The organism is Colwellia sp. MB3u-41 (assembly GCF_014076845.1).
In the GTDB taxonomy this organism is placed as follows: Bacteria; Pseudomonadota; Gammaproteobacteria; order Enterobacterales; family Alteromonadaceae; genus Colwellia_A.
In genome coordinates this window covers 191569-212914 of record NZ_JACGUT010000082.1, presented here as the reverse complement: position 1 = coordinate 212914, position 21346 = coordinate 191569, and the positions used below count along the sequence as shown (strand labels likewise).

The window sequence follows — 21346 nt, the reverse complement described above, 5'->3', positions numbered from 1 at the left end:
ACTCGTTTTTTTAACTCATTTATTTAATAGGTACTTCTTGTGTCACCTCTTGTTAACTCACTCAAGCAAACCTTTGGCTTTGATGCCTTTCGTGATGGGCAGCAACAAACGATTGAACAGCTCCTCAATGGCCAATCTTCTCTTGCAATATTTCCGACTGGCTCAGGTAAATCATTATGTTATCAGTTAGCGGCTATAGAACTTCCTCACTTAACTATTGTTGTTTCTCCTTTGCTGGCGCTAATGAAAGACCAATTAGCCTTTTTAGAGACGAAAGGTATAGCGGCGGCAAGTATTGATTCGACATTAACGCCTGTGCAAAATCAGCAAGTGATGGCGGATACTCGCAGCGGTAAAATAAAGATTCTTATGGTGTCAGTCGAGCGTTTTAAAAATGAACGTTTTCGCCAATTTATTGATTCCGTTAATGTTTCAATGTTGGTTGTCGATGAGGCGCATTGTATCTCTGAATGGGGTCATAACTTTCGCCCCGATTATTTAAAACTACCTAACTATCGCCAAGAACTGAATATTCCGCTGGTACTTTTATTAACCGCTACAGCGACAAAAAAAGTAAAAAAGGACATGGCATCTAAATTCGACATTTTACCCGAGCATATTGTGCAAACGGGTTTTTATCGAAACAACTTAGATTTAACAGTGTTAGCGGTTTCAAGCAAAGATAAAAATCAACAATTGCTAACGAACATCAACGCGCAAACCGGTTGTGGTATTGTTTATGTGACTCTACAACAAAGCGCTGAGTATGTAGCAAGCTTTTTGTCACAGCAAGGTTTGAATGCTCAACCTTATCACGCTGGGTTTATTAGCGAAAAACGGCAGAAGATCCAAGAAGACTTTATGTCGGGAAAAGTACAAATCATCGTGGCGACTATTGCTTTTGGCATGGGTATAGATAAAGCAGATATCCGCTTTGTTATTCATTATGATTTACCAAAATCAATTGAAAATTACAGTCAGGAAATTGGCCGTGCAGGACGTGATGGTTTAGCGTCAAATTGTATTACCTTGGCAAATTTAGATGGGTTAAATACCGTTGAAAATTTTGTTTTTGGTGACACACCTGAACTGAGTGGTATCGAATGTGTCATAAACAATATTCAACAAGAATGCCTTAATGAACGCTGGGAATTACAAGGCTTGTCGTTGTCAAATATCAGTAATATTCGCCAACTACCGATGAGAACATTACTTGTTCAGTTAGAGCTACAGGGCGTTATTAAACCGTTGTTTTCATATTTCGCTGATTTCAAATATAAATTTACCACCAATAAAGATGATGTATTAAATTGTTTTGAAGGTGAGCGCAAAGACTTCCTTGCGACTATTTTTAGCTACAGTGGCTTTAAGAAAGTATGGGGAGAGCCAGATTTTGATGCGTTATTTCAGCATTATGGCTGTGATCGTGGTCGAGTGATTGTTGCTTTGGAATACCTACAAGAGAAACAATTGATCACCTTGGAAACAAAAAAAATCACTGAAGTATTTAGTGTCAATAAAAGGTTATTGTCGGCTGAAAACCTTGCTAAGTCATTACATGATTATTTTGTTGATAAAGAAGAAAAAGAAATAAAACGTATTGCGACACTGGTGCGCTTCTTTGAATTAGCGTCTTGCCTGAGTCGAAATTTATCCTTGTACTTTAATGATAAAAACACCCCTGAACATTGTGGGCATTGTTCTGTATGCCGAGGAAACTTTGCTAAGCTAAGCTATTCACAAAAAAGTACTTTGCCAGATGACGCCGTGATAGTTGACATGCTAACGACACTTATCGAACATATGTCGACCAAGCACAAAGGTGTATTGTCTTTAGAAACGATGTGCCGATTTTTAACCGGATTAACCGTGCCGCTTTTTAGCCGTAATAAAATAAAACAGTTACCTGGCTTTGGCTGTTGCGAAAATATTCGTTATCAAGAAGTGCGTGAAAAAGTGATCAGTGTCATGAAGAATTAGCGGCAAATAATTAATGAAAAAAGCGAAATATAATGTACTTATATTTCGCTTTTTTATTTTTCGAACTCATTATTTATGGTGATTAGTCGTGGCTGTGGCCACAACCGCCTTCACCATGGACGTGTCCATGTTTCAATTCATCTTCTGTAGCATCACGGACTTCTAAAATTTCAACATCAAACTTTAAATCAATACCCGCTAATGGATGGTTTCCGTCAACGGTTATTTCATCATCTGTTACATCAATAACAATAACAGTTTGCTCGCCATCGTCGGTTGTAGCCCGTAGTTGTGAACCAACCGCTAAATCTTCAACGCTTTCAAACATACTTTTGGGTACGGTTTGCACAAACTCATCATGGCGATCACCATAAGCATTTTCAGCACTTACTGCGACTTCGAATTTATCATCAACAACATGATCTGTTAAGGCATCTTCTAAGCCTGGAATGAGATAACCTGTACCGTGAATAATAGATAAAGGGCTGTGGTCATAAGAGCTGTCGATGAGTGTATCTTCGCTGTCGGATACGGCATAGTGTAAAACGACAACTTTATTTTCTGAAATTTTCATTATATATCCTAAATTTTAAATAAATATAACTAGCGACTATTCCGCTAATTTATAGGGTAATTCAACCAAGCTTAGAGCAGAGTTTTCATGGCTTTTAATTCGTAAGTTTGTGGTGCTATCGATATCGCTGGCTAAAACAGCCTGCAGATAATAAATACCATCACCACTGATATAACTGGCTAGAAGGTCACCTGCTTTACGCCAGTTTTCACCTAACTGCTGCTCAATAATATCACCTGCTTGCAAGGTTATTAACTCATTATTGGCTGAAGGGCTTTTTAACGAAAATAACGCGCGTTTGTTTTTCCCTAAATATTGCATACGCGCAACAGTTTCTTGTCCTAAGTAACAGCCTTTAGTAAAACTTATGCCGTGAATCGCTTGTAAGTTCAACATTTGAGGTACATATGAAGAAACTGTTTCTGGAGCGAGTAAAGGAAAACCTTCGTTAATTTCGATTAAATTCCACAGCGCTTGTGGGTAAATCGCTAATGAAAAGTCACTGATTATTTTCTCTGCAATCTTCGCTTCATCAATAATAAGATAACGTTTTAGCTTGCCCGCTAAATACACAATCGTGGTACTGCCAACTTGCAAAACGGGGGTTAAGCTATTAGGTAATTCAACAAATTGCTGATGCAAAACCTCAGTTGCGTTTTTTCCGGCAATCGCATAAAACGCTAAATCTGCTGTTTGCTCAATAGTGACTTTGGCAAATACACCGAATTTTTTCAATTCAACGAGTGACTTACTAATACTTGCTGTCGGTTGCAATAATAAATGTGTTTGTTGACGATTAATTAAACGAAAAACAGAAAGTACCTTTCCTTTAGCGTCACAATGACCCCCTAGTAATAAGTTATCATCTGCAAGCGTGTTTACATCACAAGTGACTTGTCCTTGCAAATATTTACTTTGTTCTGCTCCATGCAAAGCAATTGCACCATATTCAGCTAAACTAATGGCACAAGCATCAGGGAGGTTATCGTAACTAGGTAGGGTATTTTCAACAGAGGTTGTCATAATTAAGTTAGCATTGTTGTTTTATTGTTAGGTTAAATAATGAGGACTTTCTTGGAAAATTCAAGGTGCTGGTGAGATTCGTTAGTTTATTTCTCTGGATCGGATAAACAATTTTGTAATGGCAAATGACTTTGCTAGAATAAGTACAGATTTTATTTTACAGGGTGTTGTATGTCACTAACCGATAATAAACCGCGTTTAAGATGGGCTTGCCGTCGTGGAATGCTTGAATTAGATATACTTTTTATGCCTTTCGTTGAAGAGGCTTATGATTTGCTGTCAGAAAAAGACAAGCAAACTTTTGAACGTTTATTAGAAGAGCAAGATCCTGAGTTATTTGCTTGGTTTATGGGGCATAAGGTCTGTGAAGACAAAGAACTTAACGCCATGGTGCAACACATCCTCAAGCGAGTTAAAGTTTAATATAGATGTTATAGATACGCATAATAAAATAAACTTTATGCGTATTATTTATACCCAACCCGCTAGTTTTACCCTTAATATAAGGGGGGAGTGTCAGTTTTCGGTTGACGATAAAAGGCAATTAAGTCCGGAAAGTCGAATAGGTTTTTGGGGGTGTTGGTTGGTCTTTGAAAGTCGTTCATCTGAAAATGCTTATCTGCTTCAACAATCACCCTTAAAAAGGTGGCTAGTAAAACTAAGCTTACCCAGCTATTTTATTGCTCAAAAGAGTTTGTCAGCCAAGCAATATGCAAGATTATGCCGCGTTATTATTAAGTTAAGCAATAACGCGGATAGCTAATACCTGATATTAGGGGGTTAAAATGGTTGAGGTTGCTGCTTCACTTAATTCAGGATAGTCGAGTGTGTAATGTAAGCCACGGCTTTCTTTACGTTCCATTGCACACCGAATAATTAATTCAGCAACTTGTACTAAATTTCTTAATTCTAATAAATTATTACTGACCCGAAAATTTTGATAATAATCATCGATTTCTCTTTGTAATAATTCAACACGGTGCAAGGCTCTTTCTAAACGTTTTGTTGTTCTAACAATCCCGACATAGTCCCACATAAATAATCGTAGTTCATGCCAGTTATGTTGTATAACAACTTCTTCGTCGGAGTTTGTTACACGACTTTCGTCCCAGGCGGGTAAAACGACAATACTTTGCTGAAGATCTATTTTCTGTTCGATATCTAAAGCGGCGGCGCGGGCAAAGACTAAACATTCTAATAATGAATTACTTGCCATGCGATTAGCACCGTGTAAACCGGTATAAGCAACTTCCCCAATAGCATATAAGCTATCGATATCCGTTTTCCCTTGCTTGTTGATCATCACACCACCACAAGTGTAATGGGCAGCAGGTACAACGGGCATAGGCTGTTTGGTAATGTCGATACCTAAAGATTGAGTTTTCTCGTAAATATTAGGAAAATGTTGTTTAATAAAATCAACAGATTTGTGGCTAATATCTAGATACATGCAATCAGCGCCAAGGCGCTTCATTTCAAAATCAATGGCGCGGGCAACGATATCACGCGGGGCAAGTTCAGCTCGCTCATCGAAACTAGGCATAAATCGACTACCATCAGGACGGCGTAAAATAGCACCTTCACCACGTAATGCTTCCGTTAATAAAAAGTTTCCAGCATCAGGATGAAATAAACAAGTGGGGTGGAATTGATTAAACTCCATATTAGCGACACGACAACCTGCTCGCCACGCCATCGCTATCCCGTCACCACTGGCAACATCTGGGTTTGAAGTATATTGATAAACCTTACTTGCGCCACCTGTTGCTAAAATTGTTTTCTTAGCAAAAATACGCTCAACACATTCATTATTTCGGTTCCAGATATAAGCACCAATACATCGCTTTTGTTGATTGTTGCCATCAGTTGGTGGCTCACAGACTAGATCAACAGCATTGTAACGTTCAAAAATTCTAATACGCGGATGATTTTTAACTTGATCCACTAATGTGGTTTGAATGGCTTGACCGGTCGCGTCAGCAGAATGAAGAATTCTGCGATGACTGTGCCCACCTTCACGGGTTAAGTGATAACGTAATTCACCTTGATCATCTTCTTCTTGGTCAAAGTTAACACCTTGCCCAATAAGCCATTCTAAACATACACGGGCATTCTCAGCGGTATACTGCACTATGTCTTGGTCGCATAAGCCAGCACCGGCAATTAACGTGTCGCTAACGTGATCTGCCACACTATCATTTTCATCAAAAACAGCAGCGATACCCCCTTGGGCGTAAAAGGTAGAACCTTCATTAACTAACGCCTTGCTTAATACAATAATATCGGCATTATTCGCTAAATGTAACGCAAGTGTTAAACCCGCGGCACCACTACCAATAATTAATACGTCGCAGTTATGTTGTTTGTTCATAAAATTCTGATTTTGATGTATTCTATATATATAGCAGGAATCTTAACGGTTATTCACCTGTGGGAACAGATAAAACGGGGTGTATGTCGAAAAAAGAATAAATTCTTATCGTTTTACGAATTATTTTGATCTTTTTTCGAACTTTTTCAAATAAGTGCAGTCCTACTTGATGTGTTTGCCATGAGCCAAATGTTGAACCGGATTTTAGAAGTAAGTGATAATTAGGAGTATTGGCTCAAATGAGCGAAATAAACGTTGACCAAAAACTGGTTGAACGAGTACAGCGCGGAGATAAGGCTGCTTTTAACCTTTTGGTGACAAAGTATCAGCATAAAGTAGCAAATTTAGTGTCGCGTTATGTAAAGAATCACAGTGATGTACCGGATATAGTTCAAGAAGCATTTATTAAAGCTTATAGAGCTTTACCTAACTTTAGAGGGGACAGTGCTTTTTATACCTGGCTTTATCGAATAGCCGTTAATTGCGCAAAAAACCATATGGTTGCTAGCAATCGAAAACCACCAGGTTCTGATATAGAAGTTGAGGATGCAGAAATTTATGACTCAGGTGAAGCTTTACGAGAAAACGCTTCTCCTGAAAAGTTATTATTAACCAATGAAATCAAAAAAGTTATTTTTGATACCATTGAACAGTTACCCAATGATTTGCGCACAGCAATTAACCTTCGAGAGCTAGAAGGGTTAAGTTATGAAGAAATAGCACATATCATGGATTGTCCGGTTGGGACTGTGCGTTCGAGAATATTTAGAGCTCGAGACGCGGTAGATAAAAAAATTAGGCCACTACTACAAAACTAGTTATTAATGTTAGCTTTGTTGTATTAAAGATAAAATTAATTTAATTCACACGAATGTTAGTGTTAATTTTTAAGGTGTATATATGAGTGAAAATAAGTTTGAGACAGTGTCGTCTTGTGTTGATGATTTTCAACATGATGACAACGCGTTTGATGATATTATCAACGATGAACATTTGTCGACTACTTGGGATCGTTATCATTTAATTGGAGATGTATTACGCAACGACACTCCAGATGTTTTACAACTCGATTTGTCTGCAGAAATAGCACAAGCTATTGCAGCAGAGCCAACCATTTTAGCGCCGAAAAATAATAACGTTTTCGCGTTGAAATTAAAGGCAAAAGTTGTCGCGTTTGCGAAACCTTTTGGCCAACTAGCGATTGCCGCTTCAGCTGCAGGTTTAATGGTTTTAGGTGTACAAAGTAATGTTGCTCAAAATAATGAAACTATTTTACCGAGCCAAATAGTAAAAACTATTCCTATGGCTGGCACTGCTGAACCGGTAAGCCTTAACTTTCAAGAGCCTGATAGGGCTTCACAGAAACAAGCTTTTATTGATCAACAGCGTCGTTTTCATGCTTTATTCTCTGATCATCAGCAACAGGTTAAATTAAGTTCATTGGCTGTTAATGATACTAACACTGATGATCAAAATGAAACTCATTCTATTGTTGATAAAAAGGTAAATGAAAGTAATAAATGAAATTATTAAGTTATGTTTTACTACTGTTAAGTATAAGCTTTTCAGCGGTTGGTGAAGAAAGTGAGCCAGCAAAAGCTTGGCTTGAACGTTTATCTAACGCATTAAATAAACTGAATTTTAGCACTTCTTTTGTTGTCGTCAAAAACAATCAAGCACAGCCATATCATTGGTTTCATGGTGTAGATGATACCGGCACTGAACTCGAAATACTTTCTCTACTCAATGGCCCGCGTCGCGATATTCTTCGTAAAGGCAATACCGTTAGTTACATTGAGCCAGAGCTTCCTCCTTATTCGGTGACCTCTCAACAAATTAGTGGGCCTATTCCTGCTATTTTAGCGGGCGATATTTCTCAGTTAGAAAACATATATGATTTTATTTCTGTTGGCCGCAGCCGAGTTTTAGGCCGACCCGCACAACTGATCAGAATAGAAGCAAAAAATGCTCATCGTTATGCTTATTGGCTGTGGTTAGATCAGCAATCGAGTATGCTATTAAAATTGTCTATTGTTACTAAACAAGGGCAACAATTAGAGCAAATTCAATTCACACATTTAGAGATAACGGATAAGCCATCTGAAAGTGTATTACAGTTAAATGATACTGAACTACCAGTTTTAGTTGATATTCCGCAAGAGTATCAACAGCAAGAGTTGCAATGGAATGTTAATTGGTTGCCGGAAGGTTTTACTCAAATTAATACTAATCGTCATAAAATATCACTCACGAAACAGCCAGTTGAGTTTATGCTATTGAGTGACGGCCTTGTCGATATTTCAATTTACGTTAATGGTAGTCAAGAAAAGCAACGTAATGCTGATTTTGCTATGGACGGAGCAACGTTGGCATTAAACCAAGTGAATGAAGGTATTGAAGTCAGTGTTGTTGGAAAAATTCCTTCTACAACGGCAAAAGCTATTGCAGACTCTATTACGATAAAACCGCCAAAACCATGATTGAAGAAAATGCTACCGTTGTGTCAATAGATTCAGCGGAAAATAAAAGTGCTGATCGAACCATTAAAAGTAAAGTCACGGTTGAAAGCCAAATAAAATCAAGTTGCAGTGGCTGTAAACAAGTTGATAACTGCGGAAGTGGGCAGGTGGCTAAAGCCTTTCCACAACCCAAACTTACTTTAGAACTAGAGACTGATTTACCGGTAAAAATTGGCGATACAGTCGTTTTAGGTTTATCGGATAAACATTTATTATTAACCGCTTGGCAAGTCTATTTATGGCCTTTGCTCGGGCTAGTTATAGCATCTTCCCTTGGGCAATGGTTTGTTGAAAATGAAATATTCGGTCACGAATTACTGGCAATAGCATTAGGTGCTTTCGGTGGTTATATCGGTTTTTCTTTAGCAAAATATCAGCAAAAGCGTGGTAAATATTGTAATTTATTAATCCCACGCATTCTTCGAATAAATCATTCATCAATAAATATTGTCGAAATTACTGACTAAAACGAGTGTATCTGTTCTAGCCTAATGTGTAAGGCGATAAAAGGGCACTCTCTCGTTAATTAATGTCGACAATACGATCGTTATTATCTTCAATTACTGCCGAGTATTTATGCCTTTAACGACTGACTGAAAGCCGTATCTTGAAATGGAACGAGCATATACACAAGTTAACACAACATAAAGATAGCCGCAGAGCGCTAAATTAGATAAAATCGTGCCACTATTGAATTAACCACAGCATTATTTGAACTTCCATTTATGAAAAATATACGTAACTTTTCAATTATCGCCCATATCGATCACGGTAAATCTACACTTTCTGATCGCTTGATCCAACATTGTGGTGGCTTACAAGAACGTGAAATGGAAGCACAAGTCCTAGACTCAATGGACATTGAGCGTGAACGTGGCATTACCATTAAAGCGCAAAGTGTTACGCTTGATTATAAAGCTAAAAATGGGGAAACTTATCAGCTTAACTTTATCGACACGCCTGGCCATGTTGATTTCTCTTACGAAGTTTCGCGCTCATTAGCTTCTTGTGAAGGTGCCTTGCTTGTTGTCGATGCCGGTCAAGGTGTTGAAGCACAGACGGTTGCCAATTGTTATACCGCGCTTGAGATGGATTTAGAAGTTCTCCCTATTTTGAATAAAATCGATTTACCACAAGCCGATCCTGATCGCGTTAGTGAAGAAATTGAAGATATTATTGGTATTGATGCTACGGGTGCTGTGCAGTGTTCTGCAAAAACAGGCATAGGTATTGAAGATGTATTAGAAACTATTGTTGAAAATATTCCTGCGCCAACAGGTGACCCTAAAGGCAATTTACAAGCATTGATCGTTGATTCATGGTTTGATAATTACCAAGGTGTTGTTTCACTCGTTCGTGTTATGAACGGTGAAGTCAAAAAAGGCGATAAAATGGTGGTCATGTCGACAGGACAAGTTCACCAAATTGATAAAGTCGGTATATTTACACCTAAGCAAGTTGAAACAGGTATTTTAAAAACCGGCGAAGTAGGCTTCATTATCGCTGGCATTAAAGAAATTCATGGTGCGCCAGTGGGTGACACCATCACAATCAGTAAGAAGGAAGCGACTACCGCACTTGCTGGTTTCAAAAAAGTTCAACCGCAAGTTTATGCGGGTATATTTCCTATAAGTTCTGAGGATTTCGAAAATTTCCGTGATGCATTGAACAAATTAAGCTTAAACGATGCATCATTATTTTTTGAACCAGAGAATTCATCAGCACTTGGTTTTGGTTTCAGAATTGGTTTTCTTGGTATGTTACACATGGAGATTGTGCAAGAACGTTTAGCGCGTGAATATGATCTTGATTTAATAACAACTGCACCAACGGTTAATTATGAAATTTTGTGTACTGATGGCAAAGTGTTATCAATTGATAACCCGGGTGATTTACCCGCCGTTAATAATATTGATGAAATTCGTGAACCTATTGTTGAAGCCAATATTTTAGTGCCACAAGAACATTTAGGTAATGTTATTACTTTATGTATTGAAAAGCGTGGCGTTCAAAAAGATATCATTTATCACGGTAATCAAGTGGCTGTAAGGTATGAGTTACCAATGGCAGAAGTGGTAATGGATTTCTTTGATAAATTGAAATCCACCAGCCGTGGTTATGCCTCGCTTGATTATAACTTTGTTCGCTTTGAACCTGCAGATATGGTGCGCGTTGATGTAATGATCAATGGTGATCGTGTTGATGCACTCGCAATGATTACCCATAGAGGTAATTCAGTTGCTCGTGGCCGTATGTTAGTGGATAAACTAAAAGAACTTATTCATCGTCAAATGTTTGATATTGCCATTCAAGCCGCGATTGGCAATAACGTCATTGCCCGTACGACAGTTAAGCAATTACGTAAGAATGTTACTGCAAAATGTTATGGTGGTGATATTTCTCGTAAGAAAAAGCTACTGCAGAAGCAGAAAGATGGTAAAAAACGTATGAAGCAAGTGGGTAACGTTGAAGTACCTCAAGAAGCGTTTTTAGCGGTACTTAAATTAGAAAGTTAGTAAGGAAATTATGGCTGTTTATTTTTCAATATTCCTGGTTATTATTACTGGGATCACCGGCATTGTATGGTTAGCAGATAAGTTTTATCTAGCCCCTCAGCGTCAATTAAAATTAGCGAACGCTCAAGCGCAATGCCAAGAAGCACTGCCAGATGACGTTGCCGCTAAGTTAGCCGAGCCTTCAACAATTGTTGATACGGCTGTGCAAATATTTCCGGTAATCGCTTTTGTTTTGATCTTACGCTCATTCTTATGGGAACCGTTTCAAATACCGTCTGGTTCTATGATGCCAACGCTATTAGATGGCGACTTTATTTTAGTGAATAAATTTAACTATGGTTTACGTGATCCTGTGGTACGTAATAAATTTATTGAAATAGGTTTACCTGAACGTGGTGATGTTGTTGTTTTTAAATATCCAGAAGATCCAAAAATCGACTACATAAAGCGTGTCATTGGTTTACCAGGCGATAGAATTATTTATCGTAATAAATCAATCTATATCAAATCTGCTTGTCAAGAAAGTGATGCTAAATGTCCAGACTTTGAACAAGTAGTACATACTTTTAAAAAAGAAACTGAGTCACCAGATGGTTCGTATGGACTTAGTCGTTATACGTCTGATATGCCAAACAAAAGCCATGATATTTTAATTGATAACCAAATACTGCCGCGTACTCAATATTATTATAAGCAATCAGGTACACAGCAAGATGAATTTGTAGTACCCGCGGGGCATTTTTATGTGATGGGTGACAATCGCGATAATAGTCTCGATGGACGTTTTTGGGGTTTTGTACCGGAAGAAAATCTTGTTGGCGAAGCTATCGCTATTTGGATGAGTTTTGACTTTGATCGTGACCAAAGCAGTTTTTTACCTAAATGGGTGCCGACTAATGTGCGCTTCTCACGTTTAGGCTGGATTAATTAATGGTGAAAAGCTCAGCAATTGCAATCACAAGACTCAGTAAAAATTTAGGGTATACCTTCAACAATACTGATTTATTATTACAAGCATTAACGCATCGCAGTGCAAAAGGTACGCACAATGAACGTTTAGAGTTTTTGGGTGATTCTATCCTTGGCTTTGTCATTGCTGAAGTACTTTATCAGCAATTCCCTTCTCATGATGAAGGTGACCTCACTCGCATGCGTTCTAGCCTGGTTCGTGGTGTAACATTAGCCGAAATTGGACGAGGCTTTAATTTAGGTGAATACTTAATTTTAGGTCCTGGTGAATTAAAGAGTGGTGGACACCGCCGAGACTCAATTTTAGAAGATGCTGTTGAAGCTATTATTGGTGCCGTATATTTAGATTCAGATAACGATACTGCTAAAGCGTTAGTGCTGAGTTGGTTTGCTGAACGCTTAAATATCATTAAGCCAGGTAACGAGCAAAAAGACCCTAAAACACGGTTACAAGAATACTTACAAGCACGGAAAATTGCCTTGCCACTTTATGAAGTTATTCATACAAGTGGGCAGTCTCACAACCAGCAATTTACTGTGCGATGTACAACTAGTGTGATAAGTACTGAAGTTATCACTAAAGGCACTAGTCGCCGAAAAGCCGAACAAGCCGCAGCGCAACAAGTACTCGCGCTCATTTTTGATAAAAAATAACTCAGCGAAATCATCATGACAAGTGAAAATAAACATTGTGGCTTAATTGCTATTGTTGGTCGTCCTAATGTTGGTAAATCAACATTGCTTAACAGCTTGTTAGGTCAAAAAATTAGTATTACCTCACGTAAACCACAAACGACTCGCCATCGAATTTTAGGTATTTTAACCGAAAAAAATAAGCAAGCGGTATTAGTTGATACTCCAGGGCTACATTCAGATGAAAAACGCGCGATTAATCGCTTAATGAATCGTGCAGCCAGCAGTTCAATTGCCGAAGTTGAATTAGTTGTGTTTCTTGTTGAAGGGACACATTGGACAACAGATGATGAACTTGTACTCAGTAAAATCAAAAAATCAGGCGCTCGTTGTATTTTAGTCATTAATAAAATAGATAACGTGCAAGATAAAGAATCGTTGTTGCCCCACTTGCAAAAATTAGGCGAGAAGCACAACTTTAGTGATATCGTGCCTATTTCTGCAGCGAAAGGTGATAACGTTGATACTATTCGTCAGCTTTGCCTTGACTCACTTCCTGAAGGTGATTTTTGGTTTCCGGATGACTACGTTACTGACCGCTCGAGTCGATTTATGGCGTCTGAAATCATTCGTGAGAAGCTTATCCGTTTCACGGGTGATGAACTGCCTTATTCAACAACGGTTGAAGTTGAACAATTTAAAATGGACGAAAAAGGTATTATCCATATCAATGCGCTCATTTTAGTGGAACGAAAAAGCCAAAAGCGCATGGTTATAGGTAACAAAGGAGAGCGCCTTAAAACAATTGGTCAAGAAGCTCGTCGTGATATGGAAGCACTTTTTGAACAGAAAGTTTTTCTCGAAACCTGGGTAAAAGTGAAATCAGGTTGGGCAGATGATGAACGTGCTTTACGTAGCTTGGGTTATGGGGATGAATACTCTGGCTAGTTGCTAACCTGCCTTTTGGACCCTAAATAATGGAAGAATTTGAGCAAAGTGCATTTTTATTACATTCACGGCCCTATCGTGAAAATCAAATATTGCTTGAATTCTTAACATCCCATCAAGGGAAAATCTCTGCAATTTCTTACTTAGGTCATTCGTTAAAATCTAATAAAAAAGCGTTACTGCAACCTTTCTCTCCGCTAAAAATTGTATTGAAAGGGAAAGGTAATCTGAAGTATTTACAGCGGGTTGAACCAGCAAGAAAATCATATCAACTCAGCGGTAATTACCTCTACAGTGGTTTCTACCTTAACGAGCTACAAGTGCGTTTATTGGGAGAACATATCCCCTACGATGAACTTTACTGTCAATATCAAGAAAGTATTAAGCAACTATCTAAACAACGTCCCATTGAATTTATATTGAGACACTTCGAAAATAGATTATTAGAAGAATTAGGAATGACTATTGATTATTCACCCCTATTTTCAGAAAATAATAGTCATTATTATTACCTTCCAGAGAAGGGGTTTGTGCCTGCAATCACTAAGCTGGTTCAAACGGGTTATAATTCAATGCATTTAAAAGCGATTGCACAAGAAGATTTATCATCTAAAGAAGTCATGCAAACGTATAAAGGACTGATGCGGCAAATTATTAACCATTTACTCGATGGTAAACCGTTAAATAGCCGGAAATTATTTACAAAAAATTCATAAATTTAAGAGATAAAAACAATGAGCGAACTTTTATTAGGCGTAAATGTCGACCATATTGCTACCTTACGAGAAGTGAGGGGCACAAATTACCCTGATCCTGTTTATGCTGCATCAGTTGCAGAGCATGCTGGTGCTGATGGTATTACGGTACATTTACGTGAAGACCGTCGTCACATCCAAGACAGAGATATTCACGTGCTAAAGCAAACTTTGCATACACGCATGAATTTAGAAATGGCACTCACTGATGAAATGTTAGCAATTGCTTGTGAAGTTAAGCCAGTATTTTGTTGTCTTGTTCCTGAAAAACGTGAAGAACTTACAACCGAAGGTGGCTTAGATGTCGTGGCTAATTTAGATAAAATTACCCGTGCAGTTACTCAGTTATCTGCAGCAGGTATTGAAACAAGTTTATTTATTGATGCAGATAAAAATCAAATCGATGCAGCCATTGCAAGTAAAGCCCCTTATATTGAAATTCATACTGGGCATTATGCTGATGCTGAAAATGAACAAGAACAAAAAATTGAACTGAACCGTTTAATTGAAGGCATTAAATACGCGCATGCCAATGGTTTAAAAGTTAATGCTGGACATGGTTTAAACTACTTTAATGTAAAACCTATTGCGGCAATCGAAGAGATAATAGAGCTAAATATTGGCCATGCTATTATTGCGCGAGCCGTTATTGACGGATTAGATAGAGCTGTTCGTGATATGAAACAGTTAATGTTAGAAGCTCGAAGTTCACGCTAGAGTATATCGAAGGCAGGATGTGTCACATTGCTGCCTTATTTAACGTAACTAAGTATTTATAAATGTTAATGTGGCGCTTACAAGAAAGCTTTAAAAAAGAGATTCATTATGTCTGTTGTCGGTATAGGTACTGATATTATTGAAATAAGCCGTATAGAAAATATGGCCATTAACGTACGTGACCGTTTAGCGCTTCGCGTACTTACGCCGGCAGAGTATGAAAAATATCACTCATTAAAAAATCCTGTGTTTTATTTAGCAAAACGCTGGGCAGGAAAAGAAGCTGCATCAAAAGCCTTAGGTACGGGGATAGCCAATGGAGTCTCATTTCAACATTTTGAAATAAAATCATTAGCATCAGGCCAGCCTCAACTGCACTTATATGATCGAGCAGAAGTACTAGCTACAGCATTAGGCGCTAAAACTTGGCATATATCACTCTCTGATGAAGCGTTGTTTGCCACAGCGTTTGTGGTACTTTCTACTTAGTTAACTAATAAAAGTCCCTTGGTGATCTATCTGTCCTATACTAAGAGTAGGTGTGACAATTGTTCAAGCCTATATTACGAGAATGTAGTCAGTCTTTACTTAATTGGCGGGTATGTTATGCGTTTAGAAAAGCAACCCTTTACTGAGAGAAGAAAAAAATCTCCTGAGCATTCAGTCTGGTGGGAAAAGTTATCACTCGCTCAAAAATTTTCTGCGGGTAGCTTAGGTAAGTTTGGTTATGAATTACTCTTTATACGTAATGAAGAGGGGCGAAGTATCGCTGTGCTATCGAATAATAACGGCACCGTTATTATAACAGAAGGTGGTGAAATTAACGGTTCACCAGAAATTACTATTCGTTAACCCATAATCACTACCGTTTATATTTTATAATAAAGTGCAAATTTTTTTGCTTTTTTTTAGTTGACTAATGACAGCGTTGTCATTGGGTGTTTTCAGTGTTAATGTATTGCAAGGACAATAATTTTTTCCAGCTTAATATGAAATTAATCAGTCGTATTCGACTTTAGTTGAGTAGTCGCACTAATTAACTTCCTATATGATGTTGTTCACTGTTTTAAAAGTAAAACTCAAAATCTATTACCGCTTATATGGATTTTAAGACCATTTAAGTAATAATAATGTTAGCAACGTCAAGTCAGCAATGAAGGACTCAAGATGAAAAAATTGAAAAGCTGTTATCCAGTTTTAGAGCAAGCCAAGGCACACACGCATATCGATAGTGCAACTTATGATGCGATGTATAAGCAATCAATTGAGCAACCGGACATATTCTGGGCTGAACAAGCTGATAAATTTCTTGATTGGTATAAACCGTGGGACAGTGTCAGTGATGTTGACTTGAAAACGGCTGATATTAAGTGGTTTTCTGGTGGTAAATTAAACGTAAGTTATAATTGTATTGACCGTCACTTAGCGACTAAAGCAAACGATACGGCTATTATTTGGGAAGGCGATGATCCCAACGAAGACAAAAAAATTACGTACCAAGAATTACATGATCATGTCTGCCGTTTTGCAAACTTACTCAAAGCACGAGGTGTTAAAAAAGGTGATCGTGTTTGTATATATATGCCGATGATCCCTGAAGTTGGTTATGCAATGTTAGCGTGTGCTCGAATTGGCGCAGTTCATTCTGTTGTCTTTGGTGGTTTTTCAACTGAAGCCATTCGTTCTCGTGTCGCTGATGCTGATTGCCAAGTGGTTATTACCGCCGATGAAAGTTTACGTGGTGGTCGTGTTATTCCTTTAAAAGTAAACGTTGATGACGCTGTTGCAGAGTGCCCTAATGTACATACTGTTATTGTTGTTGCCCGAACAGGTGGTGATGTTGCTTGGAATGACAAGATTGATGTTAATTATGAAGACGAAGTTGCCAAGCAATTAGCCGTTTGTGAGCCGGAAGTGATGGATGCGGAAGATCCATTGTTTATCCTTTACACCTCTGGCTCAACAGGTACGCCAAAAGGTGTTTTACATACTTGTGGTGGGTATTCTCTTTATGCTGCTATGACCCATAAATATGTTTTTGATTATAAAGATGGTGAAATTTATTGGTGTACCGCGGATGCTGGCTGGATCACAGGCCACTCTTATATTTTCTATGGCCCATTAGCTAATGGCGCCACTACACTGGTTTTTGAAGGTGTGCCAACATACCCTGATGCAGGACGATTTTGGCAGGTTTGTGAAAAACATAAAGTGAATATCTTCTACACTGCACCTACCGCTATTCGGGCTTTAATGAGCGTTGGTGATGATTTAGTTCACCAATCAGACCTTTCATCATTACGTATATTAGGTACTGTTGGCGAACCTATTAATCCTGAAGCTTGGCATTGGTATTATGAAATTGTCGGTAAATCTAATTGTCCAATTGTTGACACTTGGTGGCAAACAGAAACGGGTGGTATCTTAATTACTTCATTACCTGGTGCCGTTGATATGAAACCGGGTGCAGCCGGTAAGCCATTTTTTGGTGTACAGCCGGCATTGTTTGATAAAGAAGGTAATGCTCTCGAAGGTGCTGATCAAGGTTTGTTAATGATAACAGGCAGTTGGCCTGGTCAGCTACGTACCGTTTATGGTGATCATGACCGTTTCTATCAAACCTATTTAAGCCAATATCCAGGTAATTATTTTACTGGTGATGGCGCGCGTCGTGATGAAGATGGGTTCTACTGGATAACGGGGCGTGTTGATGATGTACTTAACGTTTCGGGTCATCGCTTAGGCACCGCTGAAATCGAAAGTGCATTAGTTCTTCATCCTGCTGTTGCAGAAGCTGCTGTTGTGGGTTATCCACATGAGATTAAAGGGCAAGGCGTTTATGCTTACGTGACTTTAATGGGCAATGCGAGCGAGTCTCCAGAATTGCTTAAAGACTTAACAGAATTTGTTGCTAAAGAGCTAGGTCGTTTTGCCAAACCTGATTACATTCAGTCTGCACCGGGTTTACCAAAAACACGATCGGGTAAAATTATGCGTCGTATCTTACGTAAAATTGCTGAAAATGATATTGATACTCTTGGTGATACGTCAACATTAGCAGACCCAGCGGTAGTTGATCATTTAATCAGTAACCGAATTGTTCATACTGGCTAAACCATCAGTGTAGTCTTTACTGTCAACATAAAAAGCGCCTTAGGGCGCTTTTTATGTTTCGGATGAACGCTATGGTAGCTATTAGAGGCGGTTTTATGCACAAAAATTAAATAAGCTAGAATAAAAACACTAAAAAACCTGTACCTTCAAAAAAATAATCTGTAAGATATTCTATACAAGCACAGTAAACTTAACTTTACATAATTACAGTCGGTAAAATTATTATGCAAATCCAACAAAAAAGATATTATTACATTCCCTTCTTTTGCTAAGTCACACTTAGTCTTTTGTTCTATATTTACCTTAATAAATAATCTTGCGATAAATGGAAAATACAATGTCTCACTCTTTATCAAGTAAAAATTCTCATGTGAAAACACTTAATGATATTCACGTTAATTCTGAAGATGTACTGATCACACCTGATCAGCTTAGAGACGAATTACCTTTATCAGAAACCGGACGGAATTTTGTTAAAGCTGCCCGAAAAGTTATCGCGAATATTATTCATAAAAAAGATCATCGTTTATTAGTCATTTCAGGCCCTTGTTCAGTACATGACCTTGAAGCTGCTAAAGAATACGCACAAAAATTAAAAACGCTTCACGATAAGCATCAAGATAACCTTTACATTGTTATGCGTGTATATTTTGAAAAACCCCGCACGACTGTAGGTTGGAAAGGGTTGATAAACGATCCGCATATGGACGGCACTTTTGATGTTGAAACCGGTTTACGTAAAGCTCGAGAATTATTGATTTATTTAACTGAGTTAGGCCTGCCATTAGCGACCGAAGCACTTGACCCTATTAGCCCCCAATATTTAGCTGAATTATTTAGTTGGTCAGCGATTGGTGCTAGAACAACTGAGTCACAAACACACAGGGAGATGGCTTCAGGGCTCTCTATGCCTATCGGCTTTAAAAATGGCACGAATGGTAGTTTAGATGTTGCTATTAATGCTTTGCAGTCAGCAGCATCTCCACATCGTTTTATGGGGATTAATCGTCAAGGGCAAGTGTCATTGATTAAAACATCAGGCAACCCTGACGGCCATGTTATTTTGCGGGGTGGCAAAAAACCTAATTATGATGCTGTTAATGTCGGGTTGTGTGAGAAAGAATTGAGTGTTCATGGCTTAGAGCCTGGTATCGTTATTGATTGCTCACATGGCAACTCAAGCAAAGATTATCGCCGTCAGCCCTTAGTGGCAGAAAATGTCTTTGATCAAATCGTTGAAGGTAATAAGTCAATAATAGGTATAATGTTAGAAAGTAATATTCATGCGGGTAACCAGAGTACGAGTGGTCCAAAAGAGTCATTGAAATATGGTATTTCAGTCACTGATGCATGTATTGATTTTAACGATACCGCGCTTTTACTAGCCAATGCGACCAATAAACTTAATGATGCCTTAAAAAACCGTTTAATGTAAACCGAAGTGAAGGCAACGGCCACTAAAAGTAAATGAGTAAACCAATGGATAATAAAAGTATAGCTCCTCAGTTAGATCAACTGAGAAATGAAATTGATGAAATAGATACTCAATTAGTCGAGCTATTAGCAAAACGCAGGAGAGTCACGACCAAAGTTGGAGCGCTTAAAAGCAAAGTAGGTATGCCTATTTATGCACCTGAGCGGGAAGCTAAATTGTTATCTATGCGCAGACAACAAGCGATGGAAGCAGGGGTGTCTCCTGAATTAATCGAAGATATTTTAAGGCGATTAATGAGTGACTCTTACATTAGCCAAGATGCGAGTGGTTATCAATGTGTTAATATTGAGTGTGGTAAAATTGTTGTTATTGGTGGTAGTGGTCAGTTAGGTAAAGTATTTGTCGACTTATTTGAGCGCTCTGGTTATCAGGTAGAAATACTCGAACAGGAAGATTGGTCAAATAGCGATAATATTCTTGCTGGAGCAGGCGTTGTTATTGTTGCCGTACCTATTCGGTTAACATCAATGATTATCCAAAAATTATCTTTTTTATCAAAAAAATGTATCTTAGCCGATGTGACCAGTGTAAAAGAAATGCCTCTTTATGAAATGATGAAAGTTCATAAAGGGCCTGTTGTTGGCTTACACCCGATGTTTGGACCCGATGTTTCAGGGCTAATTAAACAAACCATTATTACTTGTGAAGGGCGCTTACCTGAACAATATAATTGGTTGCTGAAACAATTTCAGGTCTGGGGGGCAAAAATTTACCCCGTAGATGCTTTAGCACACGATCAGGCAATGTCGATGGTGCAAGTGATGCGACATTTTTCAACGATCGCTTATGGCTATCATTTGATGACAGAAGGAGCTGATATTTCACAACTTGTTGAAATGAGTTCGCCTATCTATCGTCTAGAGTTGATTATGGTTGGGCGTTTGTTTGCACAAGACCCAGTGCTTTATACCGATATAATTTTTTCAAATCACGATAATGTCGCGATGATGAAACGTTTCGCTTATCGGTTTTTAGAACTGTTAGAAGATGTTGAAATGGGTGATAAAGATGCTTTTGTTACTATGTTTTCACAAGTATCTGATTGGTTTGGTGATTATGCCGATATCTTTTTACAAGAAAGCAAAGCCATGTTATTAAAAGCTAACGAATTAAAGAAACACTAAACGATTTTGACGTTTACAGTTTTGTATATACTGATACAAACCAACAAGAGTCGCTATGAAAAAATTATTATTAACAATGTTATCAACCGCTTTTATTAGCCTATTATCGTTATCAGCGCAAGCCGATGATTTTGCATTGGGTGTGGTCAGTGAAGCTAAACTGTTGAACGATTTTAGCGTATTTGAGACAAATTTTGAGGCATTTTCAGTCAGCGAGCAAGAGCAAGAACTTATTGCTCAGTGGCCTAAAACGCTAAAAATAGATATTTATTTTGCGACTTGGTGCCATGACAGTGAGCGGGAAGTGCCTAAATTACTTAAACTATTAAAAGCAAATAAGCATATTAACGTAACACTTATTGCGCTTGATTATCAAAAAACAGATCCTCAGGACTTGGCAATAAATAATAATATCAAATACACACCCACTATTATCATTTACCGAGATGAAATTAAAAAAGAGGAATTAGGACGGATCATTGAAAGACCTAATAAAAGTTTAGTGCAAGATATTGCCCAGTTACTGCTTTGATCAAGTATTCAGTAAATTATCTAAGTTCTAAAAATGGCTAAAGCTATATCAGTTAATGATCATTAACTGATTATCT

General features: G+C 38.1%; 22 protein-coding genes. 19 read left to right on the top strand and 3 right to left on the bottom strand.

What is annotated here, in order from left to right; translation table 11 throughout:
* Nucleotides 1–39 precede the first annotated feature (39 nt).
* Complete coding sequence (locus tag H4J73_RS14740) at nt 40–1980, top strand: ATP-dependent DNA helicase RecQ (RefSeq protein WP_182223635.1); 1941 nt, start codon at nt 40–42, stop codon at nt 1978–1980.
* 82 nt (nt 1981–2062) lie between these two features.
* Here H4J73_RS14740 and H4J73_RS14735 read toward each other — a convergent pair whose 3' ends face one another.
* Both H4J73_RS14735 and ygfZ read right to left on the bottom strand, forming a co-directional pair.
* Entirely contained in the window at nt 2063–2554 is a 492-nt protein-coding gene (locus H4J73_RS14735) for a peptidylprolyl isomerase (protein WP_182177080.1), read from the bottom strand.
* 36 nt (nt 2555–2590) lie between these two features.
* Nucleotides 2591–3577, bottom strand: coding sequence for a tRNA-modifying protein YgfZ (ygfZ, locus tag H4J73_RS14730; protein ID WP_182223636.1), 987 nt, complete (start codon nt 3575–3577; stop codon nt 2591–2593).
* A gap of 171 nt (nt 3578–3748) precedes the next feature.
* Here ygfZ and H4J73_RS14725 point away from each other — a divergent pair, with 171 nt between their 5' ends.
* Nucleotides 3749–4000 carry a succinate dehydrogenase assembly factor 2 gene (locus H4J73_RS14725; RefSeq protein WP_182177078.1) on the top strand — a complete coding sequence of 84 codons (252 nt, stop codon included), beginning with the start codon at nt 3749–3751 and terminating at the stop codon, nt 3998–4000.
* Nucleotides 4001–4037: 37 nt separating this feature from the next.
* On the top strand, nt 4038–4340 hold the full coding sequence (locus H4J73_RS14720; RefSeq protein WP_182177077.1) for a hypothetical protein: 303 nt from the start codon (nt 4038–4040) through the stop codon (nt 4338–4340).
* A gap of 9 nt (nt 4341–4349) precedes the next feature.
* Here the strand turns inward: H4J73_RS14720 and nadB are convergent, their stop codons facing one another.
* A complete protein-coding gene (gene nadB / locus H4J73_RS14715; RefSeq protein ID WP_182177076.1) occupies nt 4350–5948 on the bottom strand; it encodes an L-aspartate oxidase in 1599 nt (532 codons plus the stop codon).
* Between the two features lie 239 nt (nt 5949–6187).
* Between nadB and rpoE the strand changes: the two genes are divergently transcribed.
* The 16 genes from rpoE (at nt 6188) to H4J73_RS14635 (ending at nt 21270) form a co-directional block, all read left to right on the top strand.
* Nucleotides 6188–6766, top strand: coding sequence for an RNA polymerase sigma factor RpoE (rpoE, locus tag H4J73_RS14710; protein WP_182177075.1), 579 nt, complete (start codon nt 6188–6190; stop codon nt 6764–6766).
* 82 nt (nt 6767–6848) lie between these two features.
* Nucleotides 6849–7472, top strand: coding sequence for a sigma-E factor negative regulatory protein (locus tag H4J73_RS14705; protein ID WP_182223637.1), 624 nt, complete (start codon nt 6849–6851; stop codon nt 7470–7472).
* Nucleotides 7469–8428, top strand: a complete 960-nt coding sequence (locus tag H4J73_RS14700; RefSeq protein ID WP_182177073.1) for a MucB/RseB C-terminal domain-containing protein — start codon at nt 7469–7471, stop codon at nt 8426–8428. Before H4J73_RS14705 ends, H4J73_RS14700 begins: the two co-directional genes overlap by 4 nt.
* On the top strand, nt 8425–8934 hold the full coding sequence (locus H4J73_RS14695) for a SoxR reducing system RseC family protein (RefSeq protein ID WP_182177072.1): 510 nt from the start codon (nt 8425–8427) through the stop codon (nt 8932–8934). The genes H4J73_RS14700 and H4J73_RS14695 overlap by 4 nt, the downstream gene beginning before the upstream one ends.
* Before the next feature lie 258 nt (nt 8935–9192).
* Entirely contained in the window at nt 9193–10983 is a 1791-nt protein-coding gene (gene lepA, locus H4J73_RS14690; RefSeq protein WP_182177071.1) for a translation elongation factor 4, read from the top strand.
* Between the two features lie 10 nt (nt 10984–10993).
* Nucleotides 10994–11914, top strand: coding sequence for a signal peptidase I (gene lepB, locus H4J73_RS14685; protein WP_182177070.1), 921 nt, complete (start codon nt 10994–10996; stop codon nt 11912–11914).
* Nucleotides 11914–12606 carry a ribonuclease III gene (gene rnc / locus H4J73_RS14680; protein WP_182177069.1) on the top strand — a complete coding sequence of 231 codons (693 nt, stop codon included), beginning with the start codon at nt 11914–11916 and terminating at the stop codon, nt 12604–12606. The genes lepB and rnc overlap by 1 nt, the downstream gene beginning before the upstream one ends.
* 15 nt (nt 12607–12621) lie before the next feature.
* Nucleotides 12622–13533, top strand: coding sequence for a GTPase Era (gene era / locus H4J73_RS14675; protein WP_182177068.1), 912 nt, complete (start codon nt 12622–12624; stop codon nt 13531–13533).
* A 29-nt stretch (nt 13534–13562) separates the two neighbouring features.
* The gene (gene recO / locus H4J73_RS14670) at nt 13563–14249 is read left to right on the top strand and encodes a DNA repair protein RecO (RefSeq protein WP_182177067.1); all 687 of its coding nucleotides are present in this window, start codon (nt 13563–13565) and stop codon (nt 14247–14249) included.
* 18 nt (nt 14250–14267) lie between these two features.
* Complete coding sequence (pdxJ, locus tag H4J73_RS14665; RefSeq protein ID WP_182177066.1) at nt 14268–15005, top strand: pyridoxine 5'-phosphate synthase; 738 nt, start codon at nt 14268–14270, stop codon at nt 15003–15005.
* 108 nt (nt 15006–15113) lie between these two features.
* On the top strand, nt 15114–15494 hold the full coding sequence (gene acpS / locus H4J73_RS14660) for a holo-ACP synthase (protein WP_182177065.1): 381 nt from the start codon (nt 15114–15116) through the stop codon (nt 15492–15494).
* A gap of 117 nt (nt 15495–15611) precedes the next feature.
* Nucleotides 15612–15857, top strand: coding sequence for a hypothetical protein (locus H4J73_RS14655; RefSeq protein WP_182177064.1), 246 nt, complete (start codon nt 15612–15614; stop codon nt 15855–15857).
* Between the two features lie 315 nt (nt 15858–16172).
* Entirely contained in the window at nt 16173–18119 is a 1947-nt protein-coding gene (gene acs / locus H4J73_RS14650; protein WP_182223638.1) for an acetate--CoA ligase, read from the top strand.
* Nucleotides 18120–18456: 337 nt separating this feature from the next.
* Complete coding sequence (locus tag H4J73_RS14645) at nt 18457–19554, top strand: 3-deoxy-7-phosphoheptulonate synthase (protein WP_182177062.1); 1098 nt, start codon at nt 18457–18459, stop codon at nt 19552–19554.
* A 44-nt stretch (nt 19555–19598) separates the two neighbouring features.
* Entirely contained in the window at nt 19599–20738 is a 1140-nt protein-coding gene (gene tyrA / locus H4J73_RS14640; protein ID WP_182177061.1) for a bifunctional chorismate mutase/prephenate dehydrogenase, read from the top strand.
* Between the two features lie 55 nt (nt 20739–20793).
* The gene (locus tag H4J73_RS14635; protein ID WP_182177060.1) at nt 20794–21270 is read left to right on the top strand and encodes a thioredoxin family protein; all 477 of its coding nucleotides are present in this window, start codon (nt 20794–20796) and stop codon (nt 21268–21270) included.
* Nucleotides 21271–21346: the final 76 nt, after the last annotated feature.

Bases quoted from the DNA above. Each gene is read 5' to 3' on its own strand.
- H4J73_RS14655 (WP_182177064.1), top strand. From the start codon at position 15,612: ATGCGTTTAGAAAAGCAACCCTTTACTGAGAGAAGAAAAAAATCTCCT.
- H4J73_RS14645 (WP_182177062.1), top strand. From the start codon at position 18,457: ATGTCTCACTCTTTATCAAGTAAAAATTCTCATGTGAAAACACTTAAT.
- rnc (WP_182177069.1), top strand. From the start codon at position 11,914: ATGGTGAAAAGCTCAGCAATTGCAATCACAAGACTCAGTAAAAATTTA.
- era (WP_182177068.1), top strand. From the start codon at position 12,622: ATGACAAGTGAAAATAAACATTGTGGCTTAATTGCTATTGTTGGTCGT.
- acpS (WP_182177065.1), top strand. From the start codon at position 15,114: ATGTCTGTTGTCGGTATAGGTACTGATATTATTGAAATAAGCCGTATA.
- H4J73_RS14720 (WP_182177077.1), top strand. From the start codon at position 4,038: ATGCGTATTATTTATACCCAACCCGCTAGTTTTACCCTTAATATAAGG.
- acs (WP_182223638.1), top strand. From the start codon at position 16,173: ATGAAAAAATTGAAAAGCTGTTATCCAGTTTTAGAGCAAGCCAAGGCA.
- pdxJ (WP_182177066.1), top strand. From the start codon at position 14,268: ATGAGCGAACTTTTATTAGGCGTAAATGTCGACCATATTGCTACCTTA.
- nadB (WP_182177076.1), bottom strand. From the start codon at position 5,948: ATGAACAAACAACATAACTGCGACGTATTAATTATTGGTAGTGGTGCC.
- ygfZ (WP_182223636.1), bottom strand. From the start codon at position 3,577: ATGACAACCTCTGTTGAAAATACCCTACCTAGTTACGATAACCTCCCT.
- H4J73_RS14725 (WP_182177078.1), top strand. From the start codon at position 3,749: ATGTCACTAACCGATAATAAACCGCGTTTAAGATGGGCTTGCCGTCGT.
- recO (WP_182177067.1), top strand. From the start codon at position 13,563: ATGGAAGAATTTGAGCAAAGTGCATTTTTATTACATTCACGGCCCTAT.
- rpoE (WP_182177075.1), top strand. From the start codon at position 6,188: ATGAGCGAAATAAACGTTGACCAAAAACTGGTTGAACGAGTACAGCGC.
- lepA (WP_182177071.1), top strand. From the start codon at position 9,193: ATGAAAAATATACGTAACTTTTCAATTATCGCCCATATCGATCACGGT.
- H4J73_RS14705 (WP_182223637.1), top strand. From the start codon at position 6,849: ATGAGTGAAAATAAGTTTGAGACAGTGTCGTCTTGTGTTGATGATTTT.
- H4J73_RS14700 (WP_182177073.1), top strand. From the start codon at position 7,469: ATGAAATTATTAAGTTATGTTTTACTACTGTTAAGTATAAGCTTTTCA.
- H4J73_RS14735 (WP_182177080.1), bottom strand. From the start codon at position 2,554: ATGAAAATTTCAGAAAATAAAGTTGTCGTTTTACACTATGCCGTATCC.
- H4J73_RS14695 (WP_182177072.1), top strand. From the start codon at position 8,425: ATGATTGAAGAAAATGCTACCGTTGTGTCAATAGATTCAGCGGAAAAT.
- H4J73_RS14635 (WP_182177060.1), top strand. From the start codon at position 20,794: ATGAAAAAATTATTATTAACAATGTTATCAACCGCTTTTATTAGCCTA.
- tyrA (WP_182177061.1), top strand. From the start codon at position 19,599: ATGGATAATAAAAGTATAGCTCCTCAGTTAGATCAACTGAGAAATGAA.
- lepB (WP_182177070.1), top strand. From the start codon at position 10,994: ATGGCTGTTTATTTTTCAATATTCCTGGTTATTATTACTGGGATCACC.